The sequence below is a fragment of the Alteromonas sp. NFXS44 genome (assembly GCF_040148705.1).
Taxonomy (GTDB): Bacteria; Pseudomonadota; Gammaproteobacteria; order Enterobacterales; family Alteromonadaceae; genus Alteromonas.
The window spans coordinates 139,776-164,364 of the sequence record NZ_JAGDEA010000011.1 but is presented as its reverse complement, the minus strand read 5'-3'; the positions used below and the strand labels follow the sequence as shown (position 1 = coordinate 164,364).

The window sequence follows — 24,589 nt, the reverse complement described above, 5'->3', positions numbered from 1 at the left end:
TAATGAGTTGTTAGTGTAGAGGTTTGCGGACACTATTTTTAATTTATGGTTTGTATTGCTGTCATAATATTGGTGAATGTTCGCTGGCAGATGACTTACAGGTTACTCATCTCAGATGCCAGTTCACCAATTAAACGGCGCAGCCAGATATGGCCCGCATCATGATGCAGCAAGGCACTCCACGCCATTTTCAACGCAATTGGCGGAATATCGAAAGGAGGATCTTTCACTACCACTTCCGGATCGTCCTTAAACAGACGCGCGGCTTTGCCCGGTAATGTGGCCACCAGATTTTGTGTTTTAGCTATTTGCAGTGCTGCGTGATAGTGGCGGGTAAAGACTCTGATCGCCCGCTGTTTTCCCAGTTTAGTTAATTCAGCATCGACCCAACCAAGTTTTTGCACTTCATTGGGATCAATACCAACGCCCACACCGAAGCCGGTTTTACTTACCCATATATGCTGGGCGCTTAAGTAACTGTCCAGATCCCATTTCTGGTTTACCAGCGGATGGGATGCGCTGAGCACACAGCTGAAACTGTCATACCAGATGACTTTCTGGTGAAAGGAAAGAGGCAGTTCGTCGAAGCGGTTTATCGCCATGTCGACTTTACCCTGTTCCACATCGTGAAATGTCACGTCACTCGGCGTGATTAAATCGAGGGTGATGTTCGGGGCAATCTTGCCCAATCGACCGACCAGTTCAAGCAGTAAAGTGCTTTCCGCGTAATCGCTGGTCATGATCCGGAATGTACGGTTGCTGGTGGCCGGATCAAAATCGGTTTCCGGCTGAATGGAGCTTTCCAGTTTACTGAGTACATCGCGGATGACCGGCTGGAGCTCAAGGGCACGTTTAGTCGGTGTCATACCTTCGCTGGTTCTCACCAGCAACGGATCTTTAAATAAATCTCTTAACCGCTTTAAACCGTTACTCATGGCCGGCTGGGTGATGCTGAGCTGATTAGCGGCGCGGGTAACACTGCCTTCTCTGAGCAAAACATCCAGATAAACCAGAAGATTCAAATCTACTTTGGCTATATTCATGCTCTCAATGCTCCAAATTAGGATTATTTTCTGTTGCTATTATAAGCGTCTGGTCCTGATAAGTAAGATAGACTATTAGTCGCAGATTGTTACTGCTTTATTCGCCTGTTGTACTGATACTTTCGACCTGGTTTGGCTGCCAGTGCACCCCGGATTTCAAACGGGTGTTTTATTTTTGTGGCTGTGAAATGAATAAAACAGGTGAATATAAAAAAGGCTCCCGAAGGAGCCAGAGGTTAGGAACCTGTGTGTTTATACATCAAACTGGTTCATGGTGTTGTCGTCGCCTGAAGCTTTCAGTGCGCCTTCACCAGAGAAGTACTCTTTATGGGTGTCACCCAGGTCAGAACCGGCCATTGCCTGGTGCTTAACGCACGCCAGACCCTGACGAATTTCTTTACGCTGAACACCTTTAACGTATGCCAGCATACCCTCGTCGCCGAAGTAACCTTGCGCCAGGTTGTCAGTAGACAGTGCCGCAGTGTGGTAAGTAGGCAGTGTGATCAGGTGGTGGAAGATACCCGCTTCACGTGACGCATCACGCTGGAAGGTCTGGATCTTCGCATCAGCATCTGCAGCCAGTTCGCTGTCGTCATATTCTGCAGACATCAGTTTCGCACGGTCGTAAGCAGACACGTCTTTGCCTTCTTCCTGCCATGCATCGAATACCTGCTGGCGGAAGTTAAGTGTCCAGTTGAAAGACGGTGAGTTGTTGTAAACCAGTTTCGCATTCGGGATAACTTCACGAATCGCGTCAACCATGTCACCAATCTGACGTACGTGAGGCTTCTCAGTTTCAATCCACAGCAGGTCAGCACCGTGTTGCAGAGAAGTGATACAGTCAAGAACAACACGGTCGAAACCGGTATTCGCTTTGAACTTGAACAGTCCATTAGGCAGACGAACGGGCTTAACCAGTTTGCCGTCTTGCTTAATTACCAGGTCGCCGTCAGACAGGTCATCTGCACCGGATACTTCAGTAGTGTCCAGGAATGCATTGTACTGAGAAGCCAGGTCGCCGGGTGTGGCAGATACAGGGATTTTCTGCGTCAGACCAGCGCCTAATGAGTCGGTACGGGCAACAATTACACCGTCGTCTACACCCAGTTCTAAGAATGCATAACGAACAGCGTTGATTTTCGCCAGGAAGTCTTCATGAGGAACAGTAACTTTACCGTCCTGGTGACCACACTGCTTAGCATCAGATACCTGGTTTTCAATCTGGATACAGCAAGCACCCGCTTCAATCATTTTCTTCGCTAACAAGTAAGTGGCTTCTTCATTACCGAAACCGGCATCGATGTCAGCAATGATGGGGACTACGTGGGTTTCAAAGTTGTCGATTTGCGCCTGGATTGCTGCAACATCACCACCGTTTGCTTTCGCTGCGTCCAACTGCTTGAATAAATCACCCAGTTCGCGGGCATCAGCCTGACGCAGGAAAGTGTAAAGCTCTTCAATCAGCATAGGAACGGTGGTTTTTTCGTGCATAGACTGGTCAGGCAGTGGGCCGAACTCAGAACGCAGGGCTGCAACCATCCAGCCGGAGAGGTACAGATAACGTTTGTTAGTCGTGCCGTGGTGTTTCTTAACAGCCAACATTTTTTGTTGACCTACGAAGCCGTGCCAGCAACCTAAAGATTGGGTATAGCTTGCACTGTCGGCATCATACTCTTCCATATCTTTGCGCATGATAGCGGCAGTGTACTTCGCAATGTCCAGACCAGTTTTGAAACGGTTCTGTGCTTTCATGCGTGCGGCGTACTCTGGGTTAATACCTTCCCAGCTTCCTTTCTGCGCGGCTTTAAGCGTAGCAATAGTATCGATATCTTGCTGATATTGCGACATAGAGGTCTCTCCCGAATTAACTCAAATATGTTGTTTAGGCGATTACGCTGCACTGCGCTCTCGCTAGCTCACATTCATCCTAGTGCCGCAATTCGAATAACGTAAATATATAATTGTCATTCTCGTCATAATATCTGTGAATGATTGTTGTTGGGCTTTCAGAAAGGTTACGGCATTGTTTTCATTTTTTGAGTCTAATTGCTTAAAGCATTATTTTTATTTTCCCCCTATCATTACTGTAATTAACATAATTCGGGGGGAGTATGAGCAGTATTCTTAGTACCGTCGATCAACGGACTAATCTGGTGGGGGAGAACCGCCTCGAACTACTGATGTTCAGGTTGGGGACCCGTCATGCGTTTGCCATTAACGTGTTTAAGGTTAAAGAAGTCATCGGTGTTCCGAAGATGAATACGATGCCGGGATCTCACGGCAATTTGTGTGGTGTGACACTTTACAGAGGGAATTCGATTCCTGTCATTGATCTGCGCAGCGCCATTCGTATGAAAAATAGTGGCGATACGAATTACGCTAATAACGTCATCATCACAGAGTATAACCGCTCCGTTCAGGGATTTCTGATTGGTGATGTATTAAGCATCGTTAATACATCCTGGCAAAATATTCAGCCGCCGCCGCTGACTATCGGTAAATCAAATTACCTAACTGCCATCAGTCAGATTGAAATTGACGGCAAGAACGAACTGGTAGAAATCATTGATGTAGAAAAAGTGCTGGCTGAGATCATCGATTACGACATTTCTATCTCTGACGGCGTGCTTGATGAGCAGGTTGTCAGTGCTATGCACGGCCGTCAGGTGCTGATTGTGGATGATTCCGCTACTGCACGTAAACAAATCAAAGATACGCTTGCCCAGATAGGATTGTCCTGCCTTCAATGCCACAATGGCGCAGAAGCCCTGGCGTTACTCAAATCATGGGCTGAAGAAGGGAAGCGGCCGTCCGACCTTATCTTATTAATGTTTACTGATGCTGAGATGCCGGAAATGGACGGCTACCGCTTAACAGCAGAAGTGCGCGGTGATGAGAGAATGAGTGATTTATTTGTTGCCCTGAATACGTCCTTAAGTGGCAGCTTTAATGAGGCCATGGTGGAAAAGGTGGGTTGCAACCGGTTTATCTCTAAATTTCAGCCGGATATGTTAGTTGACGTGGCGCAGCAACGCATGCGCGAACTCCTGACCAGTCAGTCAAAGGCATAGCGTTAAATCGATGAAATTACAGTCTTTCGTGAATTTTTGATGACTCACGGCTTTGGGTTTGGCGCTTGTCCTGATGTGATTTACACTTAGCCACAGTTTTTTTCCTGTGGATACGACGATGCTAAAAAAAATAAGCGTGTGCTCTCTGGTAGGGCTCACCCTCGCGCAAGGCTGCGCGCAACTCGATAGTGCCGGTCATGCGGCACAAAATTCATCAGCACAGCAACAGCCCCGAAATATCATCATGGTAGTGGCCGACGGCATGGGGCCGGCTTACACCACGGCGTACCGCAATTTTGCTGATAATCCTGAAACACCTGACATCGAAGATGTCGTGTTTGATCACATGCTTACCGGTAATGCCTCTACGCATCCTGCGCCGGTTTCCGGTTACGTTACCGACTCTGCGGCTGCGGCTACAGCGCTGGCGACAGGCATAAAATCGTATAATGGTGCCATTGGGGTGGATGCCAACAAGCAATCTGTTGAGTCGGTTCTGCAAAGAGCAAAGCAACTGGGTCTGCGCACCGGTGTTGCGGTTACATCGCAAATCAATCATGCAACGCCCGCTTCGTATCTGGCGCACAATGAAAGTCGTAAGAATTACAACGCCATCGCTGACAGCTTTTTTGACGACCGTATTAATGACGGATTTGTCGCCGATGTCATGCTGGGGGGCGGTACCTCTTATTTCGCCCGTGATGACAGAGATCTCACCGCTTTATTTGCAGATAACGGCTATCAATATGTTGATGACTATGACCAGTTAGCTACATTGCCTGCCGGCACTGACGTGCTGGGACTATTTGCACCGGTGGGATTGCCGGCTGCGCTGGATGACAGTAACCCGCACCGCCTGTCTTTTCTGACTAAAAATGCGATTAAGCATCTTGAGGATCCGGAGGGATTTTTCCTTCTGGTAGAAGCGAGTCAGGTTGACTGGGCAGGGCATGCCAATGACATCGGTTCTGCGATGGCGGAAATGGATGATCTGGCTGTTACCATGGAATACCTGCAAAATTATGTAGAAACACACCCTGATACACTGGTTGTGCTTACCGCTGATCACAGTACCGGCGGTTTGACAATTGGCGCAGACGGTATTTACGAGTGGCATCCTGAGTACCTGCGTAACATGAAGGCTTCGGTTTCATCCATTGCTGTCAACATGGTCAGTGAAGCCTCTCCGGCTGCGTATGCTGAAGCGCAACTGGGATTCACTTTTGAAGACGATGACAGTGCACTGGTAGACAGTATCGCGGCACTGCCTGACTTTGAGGCCCGTGAAACAGCGTTGAAAGCATTCCTTGATAAGAAGACGAATACCGGCTGGACCACTGGTGGCCATACTGGTGTCGATGTGGAAGTTTTTGCATTCGGTGCCGGAGCAGACGCTTTTGCCGGTCAGTTAGATAACACTGACATTGCAAAGCAATTCTTCCGCTTCCTGAACAACCGCTGAGCTGAATGACAGGCGTACTGTGATAATTTTCACAGTACGCTTTGATTCATTTATCGGCTTATGCGAAACACGCCTGCCACCCCGGCAAGGCAAAAAAATAGCCGCAAATTGCGGCTATTTTTTATCATTGTTTAAATCTACTGATTCAGAAAGTTGTCCAGGTCTTCACCGGTAATTTTGCCAATCTGAGAAAACAGATACCACAATGCAGTCACCAGCAAAATCATGCTCGGGATAACGATAACCGGATAGCTCAGCATCGTCATCCGGCCCAGTTCTTCGGTGTAGGCAGTGGTGCCGGGTTCACTGACCAGAATCATTTTCGCCAGCACATAATTTAATACTGAGGAAAGAAAAAAGGAGCTGGCAACAATGTAAGAGCTGATAGCAATTTTACGTTTGAATTCTGCCTGTTTTCCTTTCTCATCCAGCGCGCGGTTTAAATTTTCCCAGTTAATGATCTGGTCGTTCAGGATGAGCATTTTAACCAGTGGCTTTTTACCAAACTGAGTCACCAGAACTGCAATACCGATAAGCGCCGGAATGGTGGCTTCTTTAATTGCAATATATTCGGCGGGCAGTTTCAATAAACTGATCCCGCCGGTGAGGATAACGCTGACAATTCCGAGAACGGAAAAACCATTCACTTTACCGGACTGTTTTAAATCCCAGATGCCGTAAACAATTGGAAAGGCGAGGGCAGCAACGATGCTCCAGGCCGGCCCCAGGTATTCGTCTCCGCTGCCGTAAGACATGATTAAAACAGGGATAACAATGTTGAACGCAAGGTTGCCGAAGAAGCCCTGGTTTTGCTGATTTTTGGTTTCTGTGGTGCCGGACATATTTATTTCGTTGTACTACGGATTGAAGGCCAGTATACGGGAATCAATTACTTCACCCAAGCCCGTGCTGCGATGAGACCGCCAATAAATCCGAATAAATGATACTCGAAAGAAATAAATGCCTTTGTTGGCAGAATGCCAAACAACATACCGCCATACATAATGGCAACCAGCACAGAAATCACCAGGTAAGGGACTTTTCTGCTCATGAACCCTGCCAGCAGTAAAAAGCCAAAGTAACCATACACCATGCCACTGGCACCAATATGGATTGCTGAGCGGCCGAATATCCATACGCCGAGACCGCCGGTCAGAAGAATGGTCAGGGTAGTCAGCCAGAATGTGCGGTTTCCCCACTGCATTGTTAACCACATAAACAGCATCAGTGGCACAAGATTGGTGATCAGGTGGCTGGCAGAACCGTGTAGAAACGGCGCGGTAAAAATATAGGGCAGGTAAGGCAGTGCTCTTGGAATAACACCAAATTGATTCAGGCTGTTTCCGGTGAGGAGGTTCAGCGCTTCAGTGAAAATGAGTACGCCGGCAATAATGGCAAGAAAGCGAAGCTGCTTTTTAAGTTGTGGCATAGGTTTACGCAATAATGTGTGGCAGATAACGGGATAAGTCCTGCGTGATCTCACTGCTGTCTTCCCGCACAGACAAACCGGCAGGCATATCGTCTACCAGCCAGCTACCGATCAGTATGTAATTTTCAGCAAACCGGGGCAGGGCAGTAAATGCCTGGATCACAACGCCTTCCTCTCCATACGGACCGTCGGAGAGTTTGGTTTGCTTACCATTTTCAATCAGACTGATATTTGCCCCTTCTCTTGAAAACAGCGGTTTTTGAATCCATTTGCCGGTTTCCAGGCCCGGCGCATTATCCGGGAAATAAGCAGGCAACAGATTGGGATGGCCCGGAAACATTTCCCATAAAAGAGGTAGCAAAGCCTTATTGGACAAAATGGCTTTCCATGGCGGTTCTATCCAGTTTGTACCGGCACCTGACAAGGCGTCACCGAAACTCTCCCGTAGCATGAATTCCCAGGGGTAAAGCTTAAAGCACTCAGTAACAGGGTTGTCCTGTAAATCAGTAAACGCGCCGGTATCGGCAAGGCCTATGTCTTCAATGTATATAAACTCTGATTGCAGACCTGCTGCCTGAGCACAATCCTGCAAATATTGTACGGTACCTCTGTCTTCTTCCGTATCCCTGCAACAGGCGAAATGCATGTTACGGATGCGGTAGTAAGCCGCGATTTCTTCAAACCGGTGAACTAACTTTTCCTGTAAGGAATTAAACTGATCGGCGTGACGGGGTAAATTTCCCCGGTCTACCTGCTGTTCAAGCCATAACCATTGCCAGAAGCCGGATTCATACAAAGACGTGGGTGTATCTGCATTGTTTTCCAGCAGCTTAGCCGGACTTTTACCGTCATAGACTAAATCCAGCCGGGAATAGAGTGAGGGGGCGTTGTCCTGCCAGGACCGGAGAATGAATTCACGGTGAAGGGCGGGGATCTGAAAGCGGTCCAGCCACTCTTCGTCACGGATGACCTTATCTACTGCTGCCAGACACATCTGATGCAATTCAGCGGTAGGGTCTTCTATATCCTGCTCAATTTGTTTCAGTGAAAACTGATAATAAGCAGATTCATCCCAATACGGCTCGCCGTACATGGTGTGGAAATTAAAGCCGTACTCAGCGGCCTGCTGTTTCCAGTCAGGCCGCTCTCTGAGCGGAATACGAAGCACGGGATCAGCTGCCCCAGCTTCCGGAACGGCTACTGCTACCCCAGCTTGATTTGGCTCTCACGGAGCTGCCGAAACCACCGCGGCTGACAGTGCGGGTAACGGTGGGCTTGGGTTTATAAACAGACGGACTGACTTTGTAGTTGCGTTTGCGGATGTCACCGTCAAACACATAGCCATCTGCAGTCACCCATTTTGAGCGGAACGGCGAATACGGGGAATAAGAGGTATAAATGGGCTGTGAATAGTAAGGGCGGGGGGAGAGCAACTGGCTGACCATATACCCTGCCATGAACGGCATGAAGAAACTGCCACCTGAATTATTAACTTCACGGCACTGATTCGGACCGAATTCATACTCGCAGTCAAATTCGGAATTAAAACGGGGACTGGTTCGGGACGCTTCATCGAGGGCAGTCTGGTAAGCTGCATCACAGCGTTCTGCTGCGTCAGGATAATCAGTTTTACAATCTTCCAGCGAGGTATAAATCTGTGCATCCTGACGGTCGTCTGCACAACCGGTTGCCATAATACCGGCAATCCCTACGGCCAGAGGCTTTAATGCAAACCCTTTGCGCATTTTGCGCAAATCTATGTAACGACTTCTTTTCCGGGTCATATCTGTCTCCGAATCAGTATGTCATACAAGCAGCGTTCAGCAGACCCACTGCCACTGACATGGCAGCAAGCATGATCCCTGCGGAAACTTCATTGTTGTTAATGCGTTCTGCGATTTTCGGCATAAAAGTAAAGCGTAGCAGTGCAAAAGCAAATGACTGGGCGACGATGGCAATCATGCCCCACAGCGCGAAATCCACAATGGATACTGCATTAGAAGCTGCACCTGAAAGGGCTATAGCGAAGCCAATCAACGCGCCGCCAAAACCGGTGGCCGCAGCTACATTCTGTTCCTCTTTAACCAGTTTCCATTCATCATGCGGGGTGACCATGGCGTACACGATTTTAAATACAAACAAAAAGGCAACAGAGATAGCAAAGTACAAGGCGAAATTATCCAGCCCTGCTAATGATTGAATGATAGTGTCCATGACGTACGTATCCTTTTATTAACCGTTAATAGTAATGTCGGCGGGCTCAATATCGAACCCTGTGCTTATCACCAGACAGCGGTCTGCATTGTGACCTACAATTTTTTCTTCACCGGCTACCAGCAGCGACTCTGTGCGTCCGTTATCAAGGGGACGTTCATACAGCATCATAAACTGGTCAGTTGTACTGACATCACCATCTTCCTCATAGGTGGTTTCAGTAACAGCAACTGGCGGTGATATTTCACCGACAGCGTCCCATACACGGTGATAATCGTGTCCGTTCAGTGTGTAAACGGGCTTTGAAATCACAGAACTTAATGCTTCTTTCCACTGGGCTTCATTGCCGATGGTTTTAGTTTCGTAAAAGTACCACAGCTTAACGTCGGTAATATGGTTTTCTGTGAGACCACCATCAGTGACAATTTGCAGGAAGCCGTCATCGTCAGTGTAATAACGCAGCAAAGTACCACCACTGTCCAGCGGGGCTTCTCCCACCGCCTGAATCAGTTGGGAACGGGCCGCGCCTTCGATGGTAAGTTGCGGTTCCAGCAGCTTAAGTTTCAGATCATCCAGTTCAAATGAACCGCCCAGATATAATCCCATGATTTCCGGAGATTTGGGTTTTGCTTTCTCTGTGTTTTTCTTACTTCTGCCAAACAATTTGCCAAACATTGATTACGCTCCTAATGTCTGCCAGTTAATATCGTTCAACCGGCTGCCGGCGATATAAAACACTTTGTCACCGCCACAAATGGTATGTGAGAAATCAGGGTTGAGAACCATATTTTTATACACGCCGCCGGGGGCGTAGCCAATAAGAATGGCGTTATATTCACGCTTAAAATTATTAAACACATGCTCTACGGCAAGAGACTGGATATCCGCCGGCACCTGAGTCGAAAACTGCGCCTGTCCGTCGTCAACGCTGATTAAATCGTGATGCAGCATACTGGAACCGGGATCAAAAGCTGCTTTCGCCAGCATTTCAACGGCCACTGACGGTGTACACTCAACTTTTGGACAATGCATCTGCAGCAGGGGAACCAGCGTATCGTCAGTAAAGTACGCGACTTTGTGGGCATCCGGATTGCGGTTAGTGCAATAAAGGGCTGTGGTTAACGTCACGTCATCCTGCGGATTGTCCATGAGAATGGTTCTTGCGGTGGCGACGCAGGCCTTGTCCATATCTTCATCTCGGTTAAATGAATCAACTTTCACAAATTCAATTTTGTCCGGCATGGGGTTGTGAATATCTGCTTTTACACATAATACGATTTCCGGCTTATCCGGCAGGGCTTCCCGCTCTTTAAGCAGTAAATCCAGCAACAGCAGAGTTTTGTTTTCATTCCAGCCGATAACCAGAATGTGATTTTCAACATGTAATGGTTTCATTCCTAACAGTCCTCTTTGCCAGTGATGGCTCACCCATGCCGCAATCCGGCCCACTACCATCGCGAAAATACTCAATCCCACCGGAATCACATACAGTGATACGATAATTTTACCTGCCGGTGTGACCGGTGACAGATCGCCATAACCGACAGTTGAGGCGGTAACAGCCATCCAGTAAAAAAAGTCTGCATGGCTGGTCAGCGCTTCTTCTCCGGCCGCAGACAGCATCAACCATGCAAGTAAGCCGTAAATAAAAGTGATGGTGACAATGGTGTACCAGCGTGATTCGGAAAAATACCGCAGCATGAGTTTACGAATGTGGGTCCATGAAGCCATGGTGTATGGATGCGTCCCTGATGATTATTTCTGAGCTAAGCAGTATGACGTAAAAGCAATTTCCGGTGCAAGTCACAAAAAGTAAGGGGGCATGTCAGCCCCCTTAACATTAATTACTTACCGAGAATCCGGCTCAGCTCATCATCTGCAGATGATTTTCCGCCTTTGATACCCGCCTCAGAAAGACGTTTTTCCAGATCGCTGGTGGACTCTTCAGCCGCCAGCTCTTCGGCAGCCTGCAACTCAGCGGTGCGAAGTTTTTGCTTTTCCTGAATCCGCGATAAAGATTCTGTTGCAGTCTTCATTTTACTGTTCGCACCCATGTGGCGTGAAGATACAGCTACCTGCGCTTTTTGCACACTTTCAGTCGCCTTTACCATATCTACCTGTTGTTCCAGGCGGCGCAGGTTTGCTTTGGCCTGCTGAATATTTTGAGCCAGTTGCTTCCCGGATTGTTTGAACTGGTCAAGGTATTGCTGTTCCTGTTCCTGCTCAGCTTTCAAATCAGACACTTTCTGTGCACAATCCAGAGCCAGTTGACGGTCTGTTTCAACCGCTTTGCGGGCATGGGCTTCATACTCAGCAATAGACGCGCTGAAGCTGTCTACTTTCTGTTGCGATAATTTGCATTTCGCCAGAATTTGCGTGCGGGCGTGGTCAGATTTACGTAACTCTTCTTTCGCTTCACGGATCTCCTGCTCAAGAATTCTGATTGCCTGACTGTCGGCTACGGCTTGCGCAGCTTCAGTGGCACCACCTTTCACAGCTGTTACTAATTTTTTCCAAACAGACATTCGCTTCTCCTGTCAGGTTATTTTAAATGCGTTTCGTAGGCATCTAAGAAAGACGCTACGTTTTGAAACAAGGTTTCAACTTCGATCACGATACTTTCAGGCTTTGACTGGGCACTCAGTGCGCCAAAAGCTGTGTAGTATTCATCACCACCAATGGTGGAAATACCTACTGTCGTCAGCGGAAATACCATGTGCGTTGACAGAATCTCATGATCCAAAGCCGGCTTGTCTTTTACATCGGAAGCCGGGAATAACAGACTTTCCACCAGGATTTGCTCGCCACTCAGTGCCAGCCAGGCGTCAATGCCATCCTGATTAGCAATAAGAAGACAGCCTTCTTCACGGGTGATGACAAAGTCGTCGTGTTCTTGCAAGAGGGATTCAAGCTTTTCCAGATCCCACGTCATAACGTCTCTCCTTTACGATTGAAGCGAAAATGTCGACAACACTGTAAACGACTTTTAAAGTGCACGACAACATTCACGGGGCTCAGTGTAGACAGGTTGGGGCAAAGTAGTCAATAATCAATACCTCTCTTATGTGTAAAAAAGTGTGTTTTTGTAAAAAATAACTCACAAATGGTGGTTTTCTGATGGCGAAAAATAATTGGCGGCAAGCGGTGGCAAGGCTGGTAAAGTCAGAAATGTCGGTGAGAGGTGTTAAATATCAGGCACTTAGTGACCGGTTAGCCGAAATTGGTGTGGAGCAGAGTGCAGATAACCTGCGAAACAAAGTGAATAAAGGTATCATGGGAGCGGATTTGTTTTTGCAGATCATGATGGTGTTAAACGCCCGGCCGCTTGCTATGCAGGCCGTCGGTGACATTCTTAACGATATGGATGATGACTGAGACGTCCATCAGGGTAACCGGGGATTAAGGTAATCCTGTGAAACAGATAAAAAAAACCCGGTAAGGCTACCGGGTCAGAATAGGATCTGTTTGGGAGAACATCATCACTATCTGTACATATCTTAAGCGTTTAAGTCCGCGCTGTATAATGTTTATGCGTATTTCGGTATATATACAGTTATCAAAAAATATACGTGCGTATATTTACGATTTTTAATTTGCTGATTTTGAAGTGAAAAATGAAGTTATCTGATTTTAGTTTCGAGCTGCCAGAGCATTTGATTGCCAAATATCCTACAGAAAAACGTCGTGCCAGCCGTCTTCTGTGCCTGGATGGGAATACCGGTTCAGTTAGACATCAGCAGTTCGCTGAGATGCTGTCTCTGGTAGATGAAGGTGACTTGCTGGTATTCAATAATACCCGGGTAATTCCTGCGCGGCTGAGAGGTAGAAAAGCCTCCGGCGGCCAGGTGGAAGTGCTGGTAGAGCGGATCTTAGATAATAATCAGGTACTGGCCCACGTGCGTGCCAGTAAGGCGCCCAAACCCGGTACCCAGTTGTTGCTGGAAGAAAATGTGCACGTCACCGTGACCGGCAGGGAAGGCGCGCTATTTCTCATTCATTTTGATGATGCGGCTTCAGTACTTTCTCAACTTGAGCAATATGGCCATATGCCGCTGCCTCCTTACATTGACCGTGCTGATGAAAGCAGTGATAAAGAGCGTTACCAGACAGTTTATAATCAGAAGCCCGGCGCAGTGGCTGCACCGACAGCCGGATTACATTTTGACGACGACATGCTGACCGCCCTGCGGGCTAAAGGTGTGAATCTGGCGTTCGTCACCTTGCACGTCGGGGCCGGCACATTTCAGCCGGTACGTGTTGATAATATTCAGGAACACGTCATGCACTCGGAGTATGCCGAAGTACCGCAGAATGTGACAGACGCCGTAGTGGCCACCAAAGCTGCAGGGAAACGGGTTATTGCCGTGGGTACCACTTCGGTACGTTCGCTGGAGTCGGCTGCAAAAGCCGCGGGTGATGATCTGATCCGGCCTTTCTTTGATGATACTGATATTTTCATCTATCCGGGTTTCAATTTTAAAGTCGTGGATGCCATGTTTACGAACTTTCACTTGCCGGAGTCCACACTGATGATGTTGATCAGTGCATTTGCCGGCAGAGAAAATGTCATGAAAGCCTATCAGGATGCCATTGCAAATGAATACCGTTTCTTCAGTTACGGCGACAGCATGTTCATTGAAAAAGCGCAAAGCCAGCCGGCATAAACAGCAGGGTTGCGTTTAATTTCAGAGTTACCGCGCTGCAGAGCATGATCTGTACGCTGAAACTGGTATAATCGCCGCCAAATTTTTTATTTACGCCAGCTGCGCATCGCCCGCTGGTGATTTCGGGATACAGTTTTTAATGCAATTTGAACTACTTAAAACCGATGGCAAAGCCAGACGCGGCCGTCTGGTATTCGACAGAGGCGTGGTAGAAACACCGGCTTTTATGCCTGTAGGCACCTACGGCACTGTAAAAGGGATGACCCCTGAAGAGCTGAAGGACAGCGGCGCGCACATTTGCCTGGGCAATACTTTCCACCTGATGTTGCGTCCGGGCACCGGTATCATAAAGCAACACGGTGATCTTCACGATTTTATGCACTGGGATAAGCCAATCCTTACCGACTCCGGTGGTTTTCAGGTGTTCAGTCTTGGCGACCTGCGCAAGATCACCGAAGAAGGCGTGACCTTCCGTTCACCGATCAATGGTGAAAAAATCTTGCTGACACCTGAAAAATCCATGGAAGTGCAGCGGGATCTCGGCTCTGATATCGTCATGATCTTTGATGAATGTACTCCTTATCCGGCAACGGAACAGGAAGCGCGGATCTCAATGGAGCTTTCCTTACGTTGGGCCAAACGCAGTAAAGAAGCCCACGGCGATAATCCGTCAGCATTGTTTGGTATTGTGCAGGGCGGTATGTATGAAGGTCTTCGCGACGTATCGCTGGCCGGCCTTGAAGAGATTGGCTTCGATGGTTACGCCATTGGCGGTTTGTCTGTGGGGGAGCCCAAAGAGGACATGATCCGCATTATCGAACACACGGCACCTAAAATTCCGCAGGACAAGCCCCGTTATCTGATGGGGGTGGGCAAGCCGGAAGATTTAGTGGAATCCGTTCGTCGCGGCATTGATATGTTTGACTGCGTAATGCCAACAAGGAACGCCCGCAACGGTCATCTGTTTGTCACTGAAGGTGTGGTAAAAATCCGCAACGCCAAACATCGCAACGATACGTCACCACTGGACGAAAACTGCGATTGTTACACTTGTAAAAACTATTCACGCTCATATCTCCATCATCTGGACAAATGTAATGAGATCCTGGGCGCCCGTCTGAATACGATTCACAACCTGCGGTATTACCAGCGTGTCATGCAAGGTTTGCGTGATGCCATTGACGCAGATGATTTAGACGGATTCGTAAAAGAATTTTACGCACAAAAAGGTTTGCCGGTTCCGGCACTATAGCAACAACATTTAAAAAATGAGGAAATTATGAGCTTGTTTATTTCTAACGCTTACGCGCAATCCGCCGGTGGTCAACCACAGGGTGGCGGTTTCGAAATGCTCATTATGCTGGGTGTATTCGGTCTTATCTTCTACTTCCTGCTTTACCGCCCGCAAGCCAAGCGTGTTAAAGAGCACAAAAATCTGGTCTCTTCACTGGGCAAAGGGGATGAAATTCTCACCCAGGGTGGCCTGGTAGGACGCATCACTAAGGTATCTGAAGAAAAAGACTTTATTGAAATTGCGTTAAACGATGAAACCAATATCGTCATCCAGAAAACCTCTGTTTCTGCAGTGCTGCCAAAAGGCACGATGAAATCGATTTAAGCTATGCTGCCAGAGCCGGGATTTTCCCGGCTCTCTGGTAAAAGGAAGTTCCTGTGTTAAATAAAAACTCGATCTGGAAAGTGCTGGTGGTCATTTTTATTATTGGCCTCTGTGCATTATATGCACTTCCCAACATTTACGGTGAAGATAACGCCGTGCAGATTTCTGCCGGACGCGATGCAAAAGTTGATGAACAACTGGTTACCCGCGTTCAGGACGCACTGAAAGCCAACAATATCAGTGTTAAGAAAACCGAATTCGAAAACGAGCAAATCCTGGTTCGCCTGAACAGCAGTGATGCACAGCTTCGCGCCCGTGAATTACTGGAAAAAGAACTGGGTACGGATTATTACGTCGCTATGAACCTGGCACCGGACACGCCGGAATGGCTGGAAAACCTGGGTGGTTCTCCCATGAAGCTGGGTCTGGATTTGCGTGGCGGTGTTCACTTTCTGATGGAAGTGGATATGAGCGAGGCAATCAAGAAATCTCTGGAAGATGCAGAAAACGGTTTCAGAACCTCTCTGCGTGAAGAAGGTCTGCGCTATCGTACCGTGTCCCAGCATGATGATTATCTGGATATCACGTTCCGTGATCAGGAGACGCTGGAAAAAGCAGAGTTCTTCCTGCGCAACCAGAACCGTGACCTGAGCTTTGAAGAAGTGGAGGGCATGAAATTACGCGCCGCTTTCTCTGAGGCCAAATTATCTGAAATACGTGACAACGCAGTAAAACAAAACATCACCATCATCCGTAACCGTGTAAACCAGTTAGGTGTTGCTGAGCCTGTTGTACAGAAACAGGGCGCAGACCGTATTGTGGTGCAGTTGCCGGGTATTCAGGATACCGCAAGGGCAAAAGAAATTTTGAATGCCACTGCAACGCTGGAATTCCGCATGGTGGACTTAGACCACGACGTTGCTGATGCTGTCAATGGCCGTGTGCCGGCCGGGTCTCAACTGATTAACGACCAGAGCGGCCGTCCTCAGTTGCTTGAAAAACGCATCATGCTTACCGGTAACCACATCACTGACGCAAACAGCGGTGTTGATGAATACGGTATCCCGCAGGTAAACATCTCGCTGGATTCCGAGGGTGGTAACAAGATGTCCCGTTCTACCCGCAGCAATATCGGCAAGCCTATGGCGACGGTTTTCATCGAGTACAAGTCGACCGGTGAACGTAATGACGCCGGTAAACTGATTTTCGAAAAGCATGAAGAAGTGATCAGTATCGCAACGATTCGTGCGCAGTTGGGCAGCAGCTTCCGTATTACCGGTCTGGACTCTCCGAAAGAAGCCCGTGACCTGTCTTTACTGCTTCGTGCCGGAGCACTGATTGCCCCCATTCAAATTGTTGAAGAACGTACCGTTGGCCCAAGCCTGGGTGCAGAAAATATCGCAATGGGTATGCAGGCCATCGTTTGGGGTCTGGCAGCGGTTCTGATCTTCATGATTGTTTACTACAAAGCGTTCGGCCTGATTGCCAATGTGGCTCTGGTGAGCAACCTGGTGATCATCATCGGTGTGATGTCTATGATCCCCGGCGCAACCCTGACCTTACCGGGCATGGCAGGTATTGTATTGACCGTTGGTATGGCGGTAGACGCCAACGTACTGATTTTCGAGCGTATTCGTGAAGAACTGCGTGACGGACGCAGTCCACAGCAAGCCATTCATATGGGCTATGACAGCGCGTTTTCTACCATCCTCGATGCAAACGTGACTACCTTTATAGCCGGTATGATCCTGTTTGCTGTGGGAACCGGTCCGATTAAAGGCTTCTCCATCACGCTGATGATTGGTATTGCGACATCCATGTTCACCGCTATTCTGGTAACCCGTGTGATCACCAATGCAATCTGGGGCGGCCGCCGCGTCACTTCGCTGCCGATATAAGGAACCGTTACTATGCAATTTTTATCTTTGAACCATACGGTTAACTTTATGCGGTTGCGTATGGCAACCATGATCCTGTCAACTGTGCTTATCCTCGGCTCACTGGTGTCGCTGGGCATGAACAGTCTGAACTGGGGGCTGGACTTCACAGGCGGAACACTCATTGAAGTGGGTTATGAAGAATCCGCTGACCTTGAGAAAATTCGATCTGAGCTGGCCGGAGCAGATTTTGCTGATGCCGTGGTGCAAAACTTTGGTAGCAGTCAGGATGTGCTTATCCGTATCGCGCCCCGGGATGGTGTAAAAGCCTCTGCTATTGGCGACCAGGTACTTACTGCACTGCGTGCCGACGGTGAAACCGTAGACATGCGTCGTATTGAGTTCGTAGGTCCGCAGGTGGGTGATGAACTGACAGAGCAGGGCGGTCTAGCCATGCTGGTGGCACTGCTGTGTATTCTTGTGTACGTTGCTATGCGGTTCGAATGGCGCTTTGCACTGGGTTCAGTGGCTGCGCTGGTACACGACGTTATTCTTACACTGGGTTTGTTTTCTGTACTGCAAATCGAATTTGATTTGACAGTACTGGCCGCTGTGCTGGCGGTTATCGGTTACTCGCTGAACGATACCATTGTTGTGTGCGACCGTATCCGTGAAAACTTCCGCAAAATCCGTAAGGGCGAGCCGGTTGAGATTGTGAATATTTCTCTGTCACAAACCTTAAACCGCACCATCATCACCTCTTTAACTACCGTGCTGGTACTGATTGCGCTCTTCTATAAAGGTGGTGCGCTAATCCACGGATTTGCGACTGCACTGCTGTTCGGTATTGCTGTCGGTACATATTCTTCAATCTACATCGCCAGTTCTGTTGCTCTGGCACTGGGGATCAGTAAAGAAGACCTGATGCCGCCGCAGGTAGAGAAAGAAGGTGCCGATATGGACCCGCTTCCGTAAATAAATACGGGAGTACGATATTGAAGAAGGTCGCTTTTTAAGCGGCCTTTTTTTGACCCGTTTGCCGGTATTAAATGATGGTTTGTATAGGGTGTAGTTTGAACAGTCGTTGAAATTTACAGCACCTTTTCAGGGCAGCAATTACAAAAAGGCCAGCGGGTTTGCGCTGGCCTTTGAATGCGTTTTAACTTCCGTGGAAGTGTGCTTCTTGATTCTGGTGCTTCTTATTTCAAATGCTTTACCAGGCCCTGAACCACTTTCGGGCTGCCGGCTACGATTTCACCTTTGTAAAGCGGGTCGTTGTTACCTTTAAAATCAGTTACCAGGCCGCCTGCTTCACGCACCAGCAGTTCACCTGCTGCGATGTCCCATGCTTTAATTCCACGTTCCCAGTAACCGTCTACACGTCCTGCTGCAACGTAAGCCAGATCCAGCGCAGCACTACCAGCGCGGCGGATATCGCCACATTCGTGGAAGATTTTGTTCAGGCCGAGGGCATACTCACCAAATTGAGCTTTGTTTTTAAACGGCAGTGCAGTAGCCAGTACAGTTTCAGTCAGGTCGCGGGGTTTGGTTACACGGATACGGTAGCCGTTCAACTGGGCACCCTGACCACGGCTGGCGGTGAAAATTTCACTGCGGATAGGATCAAAAACAACAGCCTGGTCAAGACGACCTTTGTGCAGAAGAGCAATGGAAACACAGAAATGGGGGATACCTTTTACAAAGTTGGTGGTTCCGTCCAGTGGATCAATAACCCACTGAAAATCTGAATCCTTACCGTGGGTTTCGCCACTTTCTTCACCCAGAAAGCTGTGATCCGGGTAAGACTGCTGAATTTTGTTGATAATCGCCTTTTCGGCTTCTTTGTCGATTTGCGTTACGTAGTCATTGGCGCCTTTCACTTCTTTCGTCAGGTCAGCACGATTCTCAAAACCGCGCACAATGATTGTTCCGGCAACACGCGCAGCGCGCACCGCAATATTCAGCATAGGATGCATAAGTAAACCACCAATTGTAAAAGATCATAGTAAACGTTGTACGGAAATTGACCATACACGTTGAAAGCGCGCGAAGTTTAACAGAGCCGCTAAAATATGCAATGGCCGGCGGCGAAAAAACGGCTTCTGCAGGGCGGGGTAAATAGCCATCCAGAAAGCTATTGTGCTATTATCCGCCACCCGCAAAACAGGTGAAGGTAACACGCATGCTCGACAACATCCGGATAGTACTGGTTAATACATCCCACACAGGCAATATTGGTTCAACCGCAAGGGCGATGAAAACCATGGGCCTGAGTAACCTGTATCTGGTTGATCCTGTGAGTGCGCCGGATGGCCACGCCAGTGCGTTAGCGGCCGGCGCCGGTGATGTGCTGGCAAATGCGAAAACTGTTGCCACGCTTCAGGAAGCGGTTGCTGACTGCGGACTGGTCGTGGGGACCTCAGCACGTTCAAGAACTCACTCCTGGCCGATGCTGGAACCCCGCAGCTGCGGTCGTAAACTGATTGAAGAAGTGCCGGATTATCCGGTAGCACTGGTTTTTGGCCGTGAGAATAATGGCCTGACGAATGAAGAATTGCAGCAATGCCATTTCCATGTGTGCATTCCCGCTAATCCGGAATACAGCTCCCTGAATCTTGCCGCCGCAGTACAGACATTATGCTATGAAGTGCGCATGGCGTGGCTGGAGAAAGATGCGTTCCCGCCCACTGAAAATGACTACCCATTAAACGAAGATCTGGAACGTTTTTACCAGCACCTCGAACAAACCCTTACCGGTACAAACTTTATTGTTAAGAACCATCCGGGCATGGTGATGACCAAATTACGCCGTCTGTTCAACCGTGCCCGTCCGGAAAGTCAGGAACTGAATATTCTGCGCGGCATTTTGTCGTCCATCGACAAAGCCGTAAAGTGAGGGGGGTACTGTGTTTCCGCGAATAAAAGAAGACATTAAAGGGGTCTTTCACCGTGACCCTGCGGCAAGGAATACCTTTGAAGTACTGACCAATTACCCGGGCCTGCATGCTATCTGGTTGCACAGGATCAGTCATAAACTGTGGAAACACGACTTAAAATGGCTGGCGCGCACGTTGTCTACGTTCAGCCGCTGGTTAACGGGTATCGAAATTCACCCGGGCGCCACACTTGGCAGACGAGTTTTCATCGACCATGGCATGGGTGTTGTCATTGGTGAAACGGCGGTTATCGGCGATGACGTCACCTTGTATCATGGTGTGACGCTGGGTGGTACAAGCTGGAAGGCCGGCAAACGTCATCCTACCCTGGAGAAAAACGTGGTCGTCGGTGCCGGTGCGAAAGTGCTTGGCCCCATCGTGATTGCTGAAGGGGCAAAAATCGGTTCTAACTCGGTTGTTGTCAAGGATACACCGGCCGGAGCAACGGTGGTGGGCATTCCCGGACGCATCGTTAAAACCCAAAAAACTGCATCAGATGATCCCCTGGTTACCCGTCGCCACCAGATTGCGGAGAAATACGGTTTCGATGCCTACGCCGTTTCTACTGACAATCCCGACCCGGTTGCTAATGCGATGGGCGTTATGCTTGAGCATATTCACCAGATGGACAATAAGGTGGAAGAACTTTGCGGCGTTATCCGCGCAATGGGCGGTGATGTATGTACAGACAATCTGCATGCCATTAAAGCTGAAGACTTCGCTGATACGGGGATTGATCCTGTGGTGCCTCAACAGGGTGAAGTGCAGGACGATTTTGACCCGAAAATCTGATTAAGCTGATAGATAATACCTGACTAATTTACCAGGTTAAATACTTGACCATTTTAGTCGGGAATGTAACAATTCCCAGCCTGAAAAAGGCTGGGAGAAAGTCATGAAATTAACGTCAAAAGGGCGCTACGCCGTTACAGCTATGCTGGATGTTGCGTTGCATTCAACCCGCGGTCCCGTGCCGCTGGCTGACATTTCCGAGCGTCAGGAAATTTCATTATCATATTTAGAGCAACTGTTCTCCAGACTTCGTAAAGAGAAGTTGGTAGACAGTGTACGTGGTCCGGGCGGCGGTTATCTGCTGGGCCGCGATGCCATGCGAATTGCTGTAGGTGAAGTCATCCGCGCCGTAGATGAATCCGTTGATGCTACCCGCTGTCAGGGACTGGCTGATTGTCAGGGCGGCGAACGTTGCCTGACGCACAGCCTCTGGCAGGATCTGAGCGACCGTATCAGCGTGTTTCTGGATTCCATTACGTTGGGTGAACTGATGTCTCAGCGTGAAGTGCAGGAAGTGGCCGGGCGCCAGGATAAGCAAACATCCATCATTAAACCTTTGGAAGACATCAAGGTTAGCATTCAGTTGTCATGACTCAAGCCCGTACACAACCCGTTTATTTAGATTATGCCGCCACCACACCGGTCGATCCCCGTGTGGCAGAGAAAATGATGGCGTGCTTAACCATGGACGGAAACTTTGGAAATCCGGCCTCCCGTACGTATCGCTATGGCTGGATTGCTGAAGAGGCGGTAGATATCGCCCGTAATCAGATTGCCGATGTGTTCAATTGCGATCCCAGAGAAATTGTTTTTACCTCTGGAGCCACTGAATCCAACAACCTGGCGATAAAAGGTGCTGCGGAAGCTAACCTTAGCAAGGGTAAGCATATCATTACTGTTAACACCGAACATAAAGCCGTGCTGGATACCTGCGATGCACTGGCTGAAAGAGGCTTTGAGGTTACGGTACTGGCTGTGGACAGCGATGGTCTTATTACCCCAGAACAGATTGCCGGCGCTATGCGGGACGATACCGTTCTGGTGAGCGTGATGCATGCGAACAACGAAATCGGTGTGATTCAGGATATTGCAGCCATTGGTAAGTTATGTCGCGAGAGAGACATTCTGTTTCATGTGGATGCTGCACAATCTGCCGGAAAGCTGCCGCTGGATCTCAGTGAACTCGATATTGATTTATTGTCAGTGTCAGCACACAAAATTTATGGTCCGAAAGGTATTGGCGCGTTGTATGTGCGTCGTCGCCCTAAAGCTAAAATCTCCGCACAAATTCATGGCGGAGGCCATGAGCGGGGCATGCGTTCCGGCACACTGCCTGTTCACCAGATAGTCGGAATGGGTGAAGCCTTTGCCCTGGCTGAGGCCGGAATGGCTGAAGAAAGTCAGCGGATTCGTGGTTTACGTGACCAGCTCTGGCAGGGCATCAGCCAGTTAGACAACGTCTATCTTAATGGTCATGCAGAACAGCGTTTGCCGGGAAATCTGAATGTCAGCTTTGGTGGTGTAGATGGCGAAAGCTTAATGATGGCACTGAATGATATTGCCGTATCATCAGGTTCTGCATGTACATCTGCCAGCCTTGAGCCGTCTTATGTACTGGCTGCACTGGGCATGAGTGCGGAACTGGCACACAGCGGGATCCGCTTTACGGTTGGACGTTATACCACACAGGCTGACATTGAATACGTGATCAGCAAGGTAAGCAGTGTGGTTACCACACTTCGCAGCGCACAGTAGCAAGCACAAACGACCGGGCGGTTGACCATATCACAACCGCGTAAACATTGAACTGACGGCCTGTTTCGGGCATGATGCGCACGCTTTTCCGGCGCGGCATCAGCGGTCTGTCAGCGTATAGCGCCCGGAGCAATTCTTGAGTGGATTACTCAGGTATTATACAATTTAACCGATTTATCGCGCTGGTCCGGCTGACAAACAATGTTTTGTTTTCAGTGATGCAAAGCAAGACCGACATGGCTTTGTAATGAAATGGACCCGCAATTTCAGGCAAACAGGTGAGATCCAATAATGAGTGAACAGATCGATCAGGCACTATCGCGTAAGTACGATGCCGGTTTCTATTCTGAAATCGAATCGGAAACCTTCGAAAGTGGACTGGACGAATCCGTTATCCGACGCATTTCAGAAATGAAAGGTGAGCCGGAGTGGATGCTTGAATGGCGTTTAAAAGCCTACAACGCATGGCTGCAAATGGAAGAACCGGAGTGGGCCCATGTGGAGTATCCTAAAGTGGACTTCCAGGCTATTTCTTACTATTCCGCACCGAAGAGTATGAAGGACAAACCTAAGTCGTTAGACGAGGTTGACCCTGAACTGCTGCGTACCTACGAAAAACTGGGTATTCCTCTGCACGAGCAGGAAATGCTGGCGGGTGTTGCGGTTGATGCGGTTTTCGACTCCGTTTCCGTTGTGACCACATTCCGCGAAAAGCTGGAAGAAGCCGGTGTTATTTTCTGTCCGATTTCTGAGGCTGTTCACAAGTATCCAGAGCTCATTAAGAAGTATCTTGGCTCTGTGGTACCGCGTACAGATAACTTCTATGCTGCACTGAATGGTGCGGTATTCACCGATGGTTCTTTCGTATTTATTCCAAAAGGCATTCGTTGCCCGATGGAACTGTCTACCTATTTCCGTATTAATGAACAAAATACCGGTCAGTTCGAGCGTACGCTGATAGTTGCCGAAGAAGGCAGTTACGTATCGTATCTGGAAGGCTGTACTGCACCTCAGCGCGACGAGAACCAACTGCACGCCGCAGTGGTTGAACTGGTCGCCATGGATGACGCACAAATTAAGTACTCAACGGTGCAGAACTGGTACCCTGGCGACGAAGACGGTAAAGGAGGTATTTATAACTTCGTGACAAAGCGTGGTATTTGTCACACCAATGCCAAGATTTCCTGGACTCAGGTTGAAACCGGTTCTTCAGTTACCTGGAAGTATCCTTCCTGTGTACTTAAAGGTGATAACAGCGTGGGCGAATTCTACTCCGTAGCGCTGACCCGTGGACGCCAGCAGGCCGATACCGGTACGAAAATGATTCACCTGGGTAAGAATACCCGCTCCACCATTATCTCGAAAGGGATCTCCGCAGGTAAGAGCAATAATGCGTACCGTGGACTGGTGCAGATGGGCCCCCGTGCAGACGGTGCCCGTAACTTTACCGAATGTGACTCGCTGTTAATCGGCGATCAGTGCGGTGCACACACATTCCCGTATATTGAAAGCAGAAACCCTACCGCCATCGTAGAGCACGAAGCGACAACGTCGAAAGTGAGCGATGAGCAGTTATTCTTATGCCAGCAACGTGGTCTGGACGCGGAAAAAGCCGTGTCGATGATCGTTAACGGTTTCTGTAAAGAAGTATTCAAAGAGCTACCAATGGAATTTGCCGTTGAAGCTGGCAAGCTGCTCGAAATTAGTCTTGAAGGTTCAGTGGGGTAA

Annotated in this window: 25 protein-coding genes; 13 read left to right on the top strand and 12 right to left on the bottom strand. The window is 48.8% G+C overall.

Translation table 11 applies throughout. The features are described 5' to 3' along the window. Window positions 1-95: 95 nt before the first annotated feature. A complete protein-coding gene (locus tag J3369_RS14535) occupies window positions 96-1,043 on the bottom strand; it encodes a LysR family transcriptional regulator (RefSeq protein WP_119502042.1) in 948 nt (315 codons plus the stop codon). Between the two features lie 252 nt (window positions 1,044-1,295). After that, window positions 1,296-2,891, bottom strand: a complete 1,596-nt coding sequence (locus J3369_RS14530) for an isocitrate lyase (RefSeq protein ID WP_349588121.1) — start codon at window positions 2,889-2,891, stop codon at window positions 1,296-1,298. A 263-nt stretch (window positions 2,892-3,154) separates the two neighbouring features. On the opposite strand from J3369_RS14530, the gene J3369_RS14525 reads away from it, so the two are divergent. Both J3369_RS14525 and J3369_RS14520 read left to right on the top strand, forming a co-directional pair. Then, entirely contained in the window at window positions 3,155-4,114 is a 960-nt protein-coding gene (locus J3369_RS14525) for a chemotaxis protein CheV (RefSeq protein WP_349588119.1), read from the top strand. Window positions 4,115-4,232: 118 nt separating this feature from the next. Continuing rightward, on the top strand, window positions 4,233-5,576 hold the full coding sequence (locus J3369_RS14520) for an alkaline phosphatase (protein WP_349588117.1): 1,344 nt from the start codon (window positions 4,233-4,235) through the stop codon (window positions 5,574-5,576). Between the two features lie 137 nt (window positions 5,577-5,713). On the opposite strand, the gene J3369_RS14515 is transcribed toward J3369_RS14520, so the two are convergent. The 9 genes from J3369_RS14515 to J3369_RS14475 form a co-directional block, all read right to left on the bottom strand. Next, window positions 5,714-6,418 carry a VC0807 family protein gene (locus J3369_RS14515; protein WP_119502038.1) on the bottom strand — a complete coding sequence of 235 codons (705 nt, stop codon included), beginning with the start codon at window positions 6,416-6,418 and terminating at the stop codon, window positions 5,714-5,716. Between the two features lie 47 nt (window positions 6,419-6,465). Next, window positions 6,466-7,005: a rhomboid family intramembrane serine protease gene (locus J3369_RS14510; RefSeq protein ID WP_349588115.1), complete on the bottom strand. Its 540-nt coding sequence runs from the start codon at window positions 7,003-7,005 to the stop codon at window positions 6,466-6,468. A 4-nt stretch (window positions 7,006-7,009) separates the two neighbouring features. Further along, the gene (locus J3369_RS14505) at window positions 7,010-8,173 is read right to left on the bottom strand and encodes a glutathionylspermidine synthase family protein (RefSeq protein WP_349588112.1); all 1,164 of its coding nucleotides are present in this window, start codon (window positions 8,171-8,173) and stop codon (window positions 7,010-7,012) included. 4 nt (window positions 8,174-8,177) lie between these two features. Then, window positions 8,178-8,789, bottom strand: a complete 612-nt coding sequence (locus J3369_RS14500; RefSeq protein WP_349588110.1) for a DUF1190 family protein — start codon at window positions 8,787-8,789, stop codon at window positions 8,178-8,180. Between the two features lie 13 nt (window positions 8,790-8,802). Further along, the gene (locus J3369_RS14495) at window positions 8,803-9,219 is read right to left on the bottom strand and encodes a DUF350 domain-containing protein (RefSeq protein ID WP_303573020.1); all 417 of its coding nucleotides are present in this window, start codon (window positions 9,217-9,219) and stop codon (window positions 8,803-8,805) included. An 18-nt stretch (window positions 9,220-9,237) separates the two neighbouring features. Beyond that, window positions 9,238-9,894, bottom strand: a complete 657-nt coding sequence (locus tag J3369_RS14490) for a YjfK family protein (RefSeq protein ID WP_349588108.1) — start codon at window positions 9,892-9,894, stop codon at window positions 9,238-9,240. Window positions 9,895-9,897: 3 nt separating this feature from the next. Then, a complete protein-coding gene (locus J3369_RS14485; RefSeq protein ID WP_181013631.1) occupies window positions 9,898-10,950 on the bottom strand; it encodes a potassium channel family protein in 1,053 nt (350 codons plus the stop codon). 113 nt (window positions 10,951-11,063) lie between these two features. Further along, window positions 11,064-11,744 (bottom strand): PspA/IM30 family protein, encoded by a 681-nt coding sequence (locus tag J3369_RS14480; RefSeq protein ID WP_303573023.1) that lies wholly within the window; start codon window positions 11,742-11,744, stop codon window positions 11,064-11,066. 17 nt (window positions 11,745-11,761) lie between these two features. Further along, window positions 11,762-12,151, bottom strand: coding sequence for a DUF2170 family protein (locus J3369_RS14475; RefSeq protein ID WP_119502032.1), 390 nt, complete (start codon window positions 12,149-12,151; stop codon window positions 11,762-11,764). A 185-nt stretch (window positions 12,152-12,336) separates the two neighbouring features. Between J3369_RS14475 and J3369_RS14470 the strand changes: the two genes are divergently transcribed. The 6 genes from J3369_RS14470 to secF all read left to right on the top strand — a co-directional run bounded on the left by J3369_RS14470 (window position 12,337) and on the right by secF (window position 18,353). Beyond that, entirely contained in the window at window positions 12,337-12,594 is a 258-nt protein-coding gene (locus J3369_RS14470; protein ID WP_119502031.1) for a DUF6471 domain-containing protein, read from the top strand. Between the two features lie 239 nt (window positions 12,595-12,833). Then, window positions 12,834-13,883 carry a tRNA preQ1(34) S-adenosylmethionine ribosyltransferase-isomerase QueA gene (gene queA, locus J3369_RS14465; RefSeq protein WP_349588105.1) on the top strand — a complete coding sequence of 350 codons (1,050 nt, stop codon included), beginning with the start codon at window positions 12,834-12,836 and terminating at the stop codon, window positions 13,881-13,883. Between the two features lie 139 nt (window positions 13,884-14,022). Next, window positions 14,023-15,135 carry a tRNA guanosine(34) transglycosylase Tgt gene (gene tgt, locus J3369_RS14460; protein WP_119502029.1) on the top strand — a complete coding sequence of 371 codons (1,113 nt, stop codon included), beginning with the start codon at window positions 14,023-14,025 and terminating at the stop codon, window positions 15,133-15,135. Between the two features lie 27 nt (window positions 15,136-15,162). Then, window positions 15,163-15,501 (top strand): preprotein translocase subunit YajC, encoded by a 339-nt coding sequence (yajC, locus tag J3369_RS14455; RefSeq protein ID WP_119502028.1) that lies wholly within the window; start codon window positions 15,163-15,165, stop codon window positions 15,499-15,501. Window positions 15,502-15,554: 53 nt separating this feature from the next. Beyond that, window positions 15,555-17,399 (top strand): protein translocase subunit SecD, encoded by a 1,845-nt coding sequence (secD, locus tag J3369_RS14450; protein ID WP_119502027.1) that lies wholly within the window; start codon window positions 15,555-15,557, stop codon window positions 17,397-17,399. A 12-nt stretch (window positions 17,400-17,411) separates the two neighbouring features. Next, window positions 17,412-18,353: a protein translocase subunit SecF gene (secF, locus tag J3369_RS14445; protein ID WP_303573026.1), complete on the top strand. Its 942-nt coding sequence runs from the start codon at window positions 17,412-17,414 to the stop codon at window positions 18,351-18,353. Window positions 18,354-18,577: 224 nt separating this feature from the next. On the opposite strand, the gene suhB is transcribed toward secF, so the two are convergent. Continuing rightward, a complete protein-coding gene (gene suhB, locus J3369_RS14440) occupies window positions 18,578-19,354 on the bottom strand; it encodes an inositol-1-monophosphatase (RefSeq protein WP_119502025.1) in 777 nt (258 codons plus the stop codon). 206 nt (window positions 19,355-19,560) lie between these two features. Between suhB and trmJ the strand changes: the two genes are divergently transcribed. The 5 genes from trmJ (at window position 19,561) to sufB (ending at window position 24,589) form a co-directional block, all read left to right on the top strand. Next, window positions 19,561-20,274: a tRNA (cytosine(32)/uridine(32)-2'-O)-methyltransferase TrmJ gene (gene trmJ, locus J3369_RS14435; protein WP_119502024.1), complete on the top strand. Its 714-nt coding sequence runs from the start codon at window positions 19,561-19,563 to the stop codon at window positions 20,272-20,274. Between the two features lie 10 nt (window positions 20,275-20,284). Further along, window positions 20,285-21,106: a serine O-acetyltransferase gene (cysE, locus tag J3369_RS14430; protein ID WP_303573028.1), complete on the top strand. Its 822-nt coding sequence runs from the start codon at window positions 20,285-20,287 to the stop codon at window positions 21,104-21,106. Window positions 21,107-21,209: 103 nt separating this feature from the next. Beyond that, on the top strand, window positions 21,210-21,698 hold the full coding sequence (gene iscR, locus J3369_RS14425) for a Fe-S cluster assembly transcriptional regulator IscR (RefSeq protein WP_349588098.1): 489 nt from the start codon (window positions 21,210-21,212) through the stop codon (window positions 21,696-21,698). Continuing rightward, entirely contained in the window at window positions 21,695-22,861 is a 1,167-nt protein-coding gene (locus J3369_RS14420; RefSeq protein ID WP_349588096.1) for an IscS subfamily cysteine desulfurase, read from the top strand. Before iscR ends, J3369_RS14420 begins: the two co-directional genes overlap by 4 nt. Before the next feature lie 291 nt (window positions 22,862-23,152). Further along, on the top strand, window positions 23,153-24,589 hold the full coding sequence (gene sufB, locus J3369_RS14415; protein ID WP_349588093.1) for a Fe-S cluster assembly protein SufB: 1,437 nt from the start codon (window positions 23,153-23,155) through the stop codon (window positions 24,587-24,589).

Bases quoted from the DNA above. Each gene is read 5' to 3' on its own strand.
- J3369_RS14535 (WP_119502042.1), bottom strand. From the start codon at position 1,043: ATGAATATAGCCAAAGTAGATTTGAATCTTCTGGTTTATCTGGATGTT.
- J3369_RS14530 (WP_349588121.1), bottom strand. From the start codon at position 2,891: ATGTCGCAATATCAGCAAGATATCGATACTATTGCTACGCTTAAAGCC.
- J3369_RS14525 (WP_349588119.1), top strand. From the start codon at position 3,155: ATGAGCAGTATTCTTAGTACCGTCGATCAACGGACTAATCTGGTGGGG.
- J3369_RS14520 (WP_349588117.1), top strand. From the start codon at position 4,233: ATGCTAAAAAAAATAAGCGTGTGCTCTCTGGTAGGGCTCACCCTCGCG.
- J3369_RS14515 (WP_119502038.1), bottom strand. From the start codon at position 6,418: ATGTCCGGCACCACAGAAACCAAAAATCAGCAAAACCAGGGCTTCTTC.
- J3369_RS14510 (WP_349588115.1), bottom strand. From the start codon at position 7,005: ATGCCACAACTTAAAAAGCAGCTTCGCTTTCTTGCCATTATTGCCGGC.
- J3369_RS14500 (WP_349588110.1), bottom strand. From the start codon at position 8,789: ATGACCCGGAAAAGAAGTCGTTACATAGATTTGCGCAAAATGCGCAAA.
- J3369_RS14495 (WP_303573020.1), bottom strand. From the start codon at position 9,219: ATGGACACTATCATTCAATCATTAGCAGGGCTGGATAATTTCGCCTTG.
- J3369_RS14490 (WP_349588108.1), bottom strand. From the start codon at position 9,894: ATGTTTGGCAAATTGTTTGGCAGAAGTAAGAAAAACACAGAGAAAGCA.
- J3369_RS14485 (WP_181013631.1), bottom strand. From the start codon at position 10,950: ATGGCTTCATGGACCCACATTCGTAAACTCATGCTGCGGTATTTTTCC.
- J3369_RS14480 (WP_303573023.1), bottom strand. From the start codon at position 11,744: ATGTCTGTTTGGAAAAAATTAGTAACAGCTGTGAAAGGTGGTGCCACT.
- J3369_RS14475 (WP_119502032.1), bottom strand. From the start codon at position 12,151: ATGACGTGGGATCTGGAAAAGCTTGAATCCCTCTTGCAAGAACACGAC.
- J3369_RS14470 (WP_119502031.1), top strand. From the start codon at position 12,337: ATGGCGAAAAATAATTGGCGGCAAGCGGTGGCAAGGCTGGTAAAGTCA.
- queA (WP_349588105.1), top strand. From the start codon at position 12,834: ATGAAGTTATCTGATTTTAGTTTCGAGCTGCCAGAGCATTTGATTGCC.
- tgt (WP_119502029.1), top strand. From the start codon at position 14,023: ATGCAATTTGAACTACTTAAAACCGATGGCAAAGCCAGACGCGGCCGT.
- yajC (WP_119502028.1), top strand. From the start codon at position 15,163: ATGAGCTTGTTTATTTCTAACGCTTACGCGCAATCCGCCGGTGGTCAA.
- secF (WP_303573026.1), top strand. From the start codon at position 17,412: ATGCAATTTTTATCTTTGAACCATACGGTTAACTTTATGCGGTTGCGT.
- suhB (WP_119502025.1), bottom strand. From the start codon at position 19,354: ATGCATCCTATGCTGAATATTGCGGTGCGCGCTGCGCGTGTTGCCGGA.
- trmJ (WP_119502024.1), top strand. From the start codon at position 19,561: ATGCTCGACAACATCCGGATAGTACTGGTTAATACATCCCACACAGGC.
- iscR (WP_349588098.1), top strand. From the start codon at position 21,210: ATGAAATTAACGTCAAAAGGGCGCTACGCCGTTACAGCTATGCTGGAT.
- J3369_RS14420 (WP_349588096.1), top strand. From the start codon at position 21,695: ATGACTCAAGCCCGTACACAACCCGTTTATTTAGATTATGCCGCCACC.
- sufB (WP_349588093.1), top strand. From the start codon at position 23,153: ATGAGTGAACAGATCGATCAGGCACTATCGCGTAAGTACGATGCCGGT.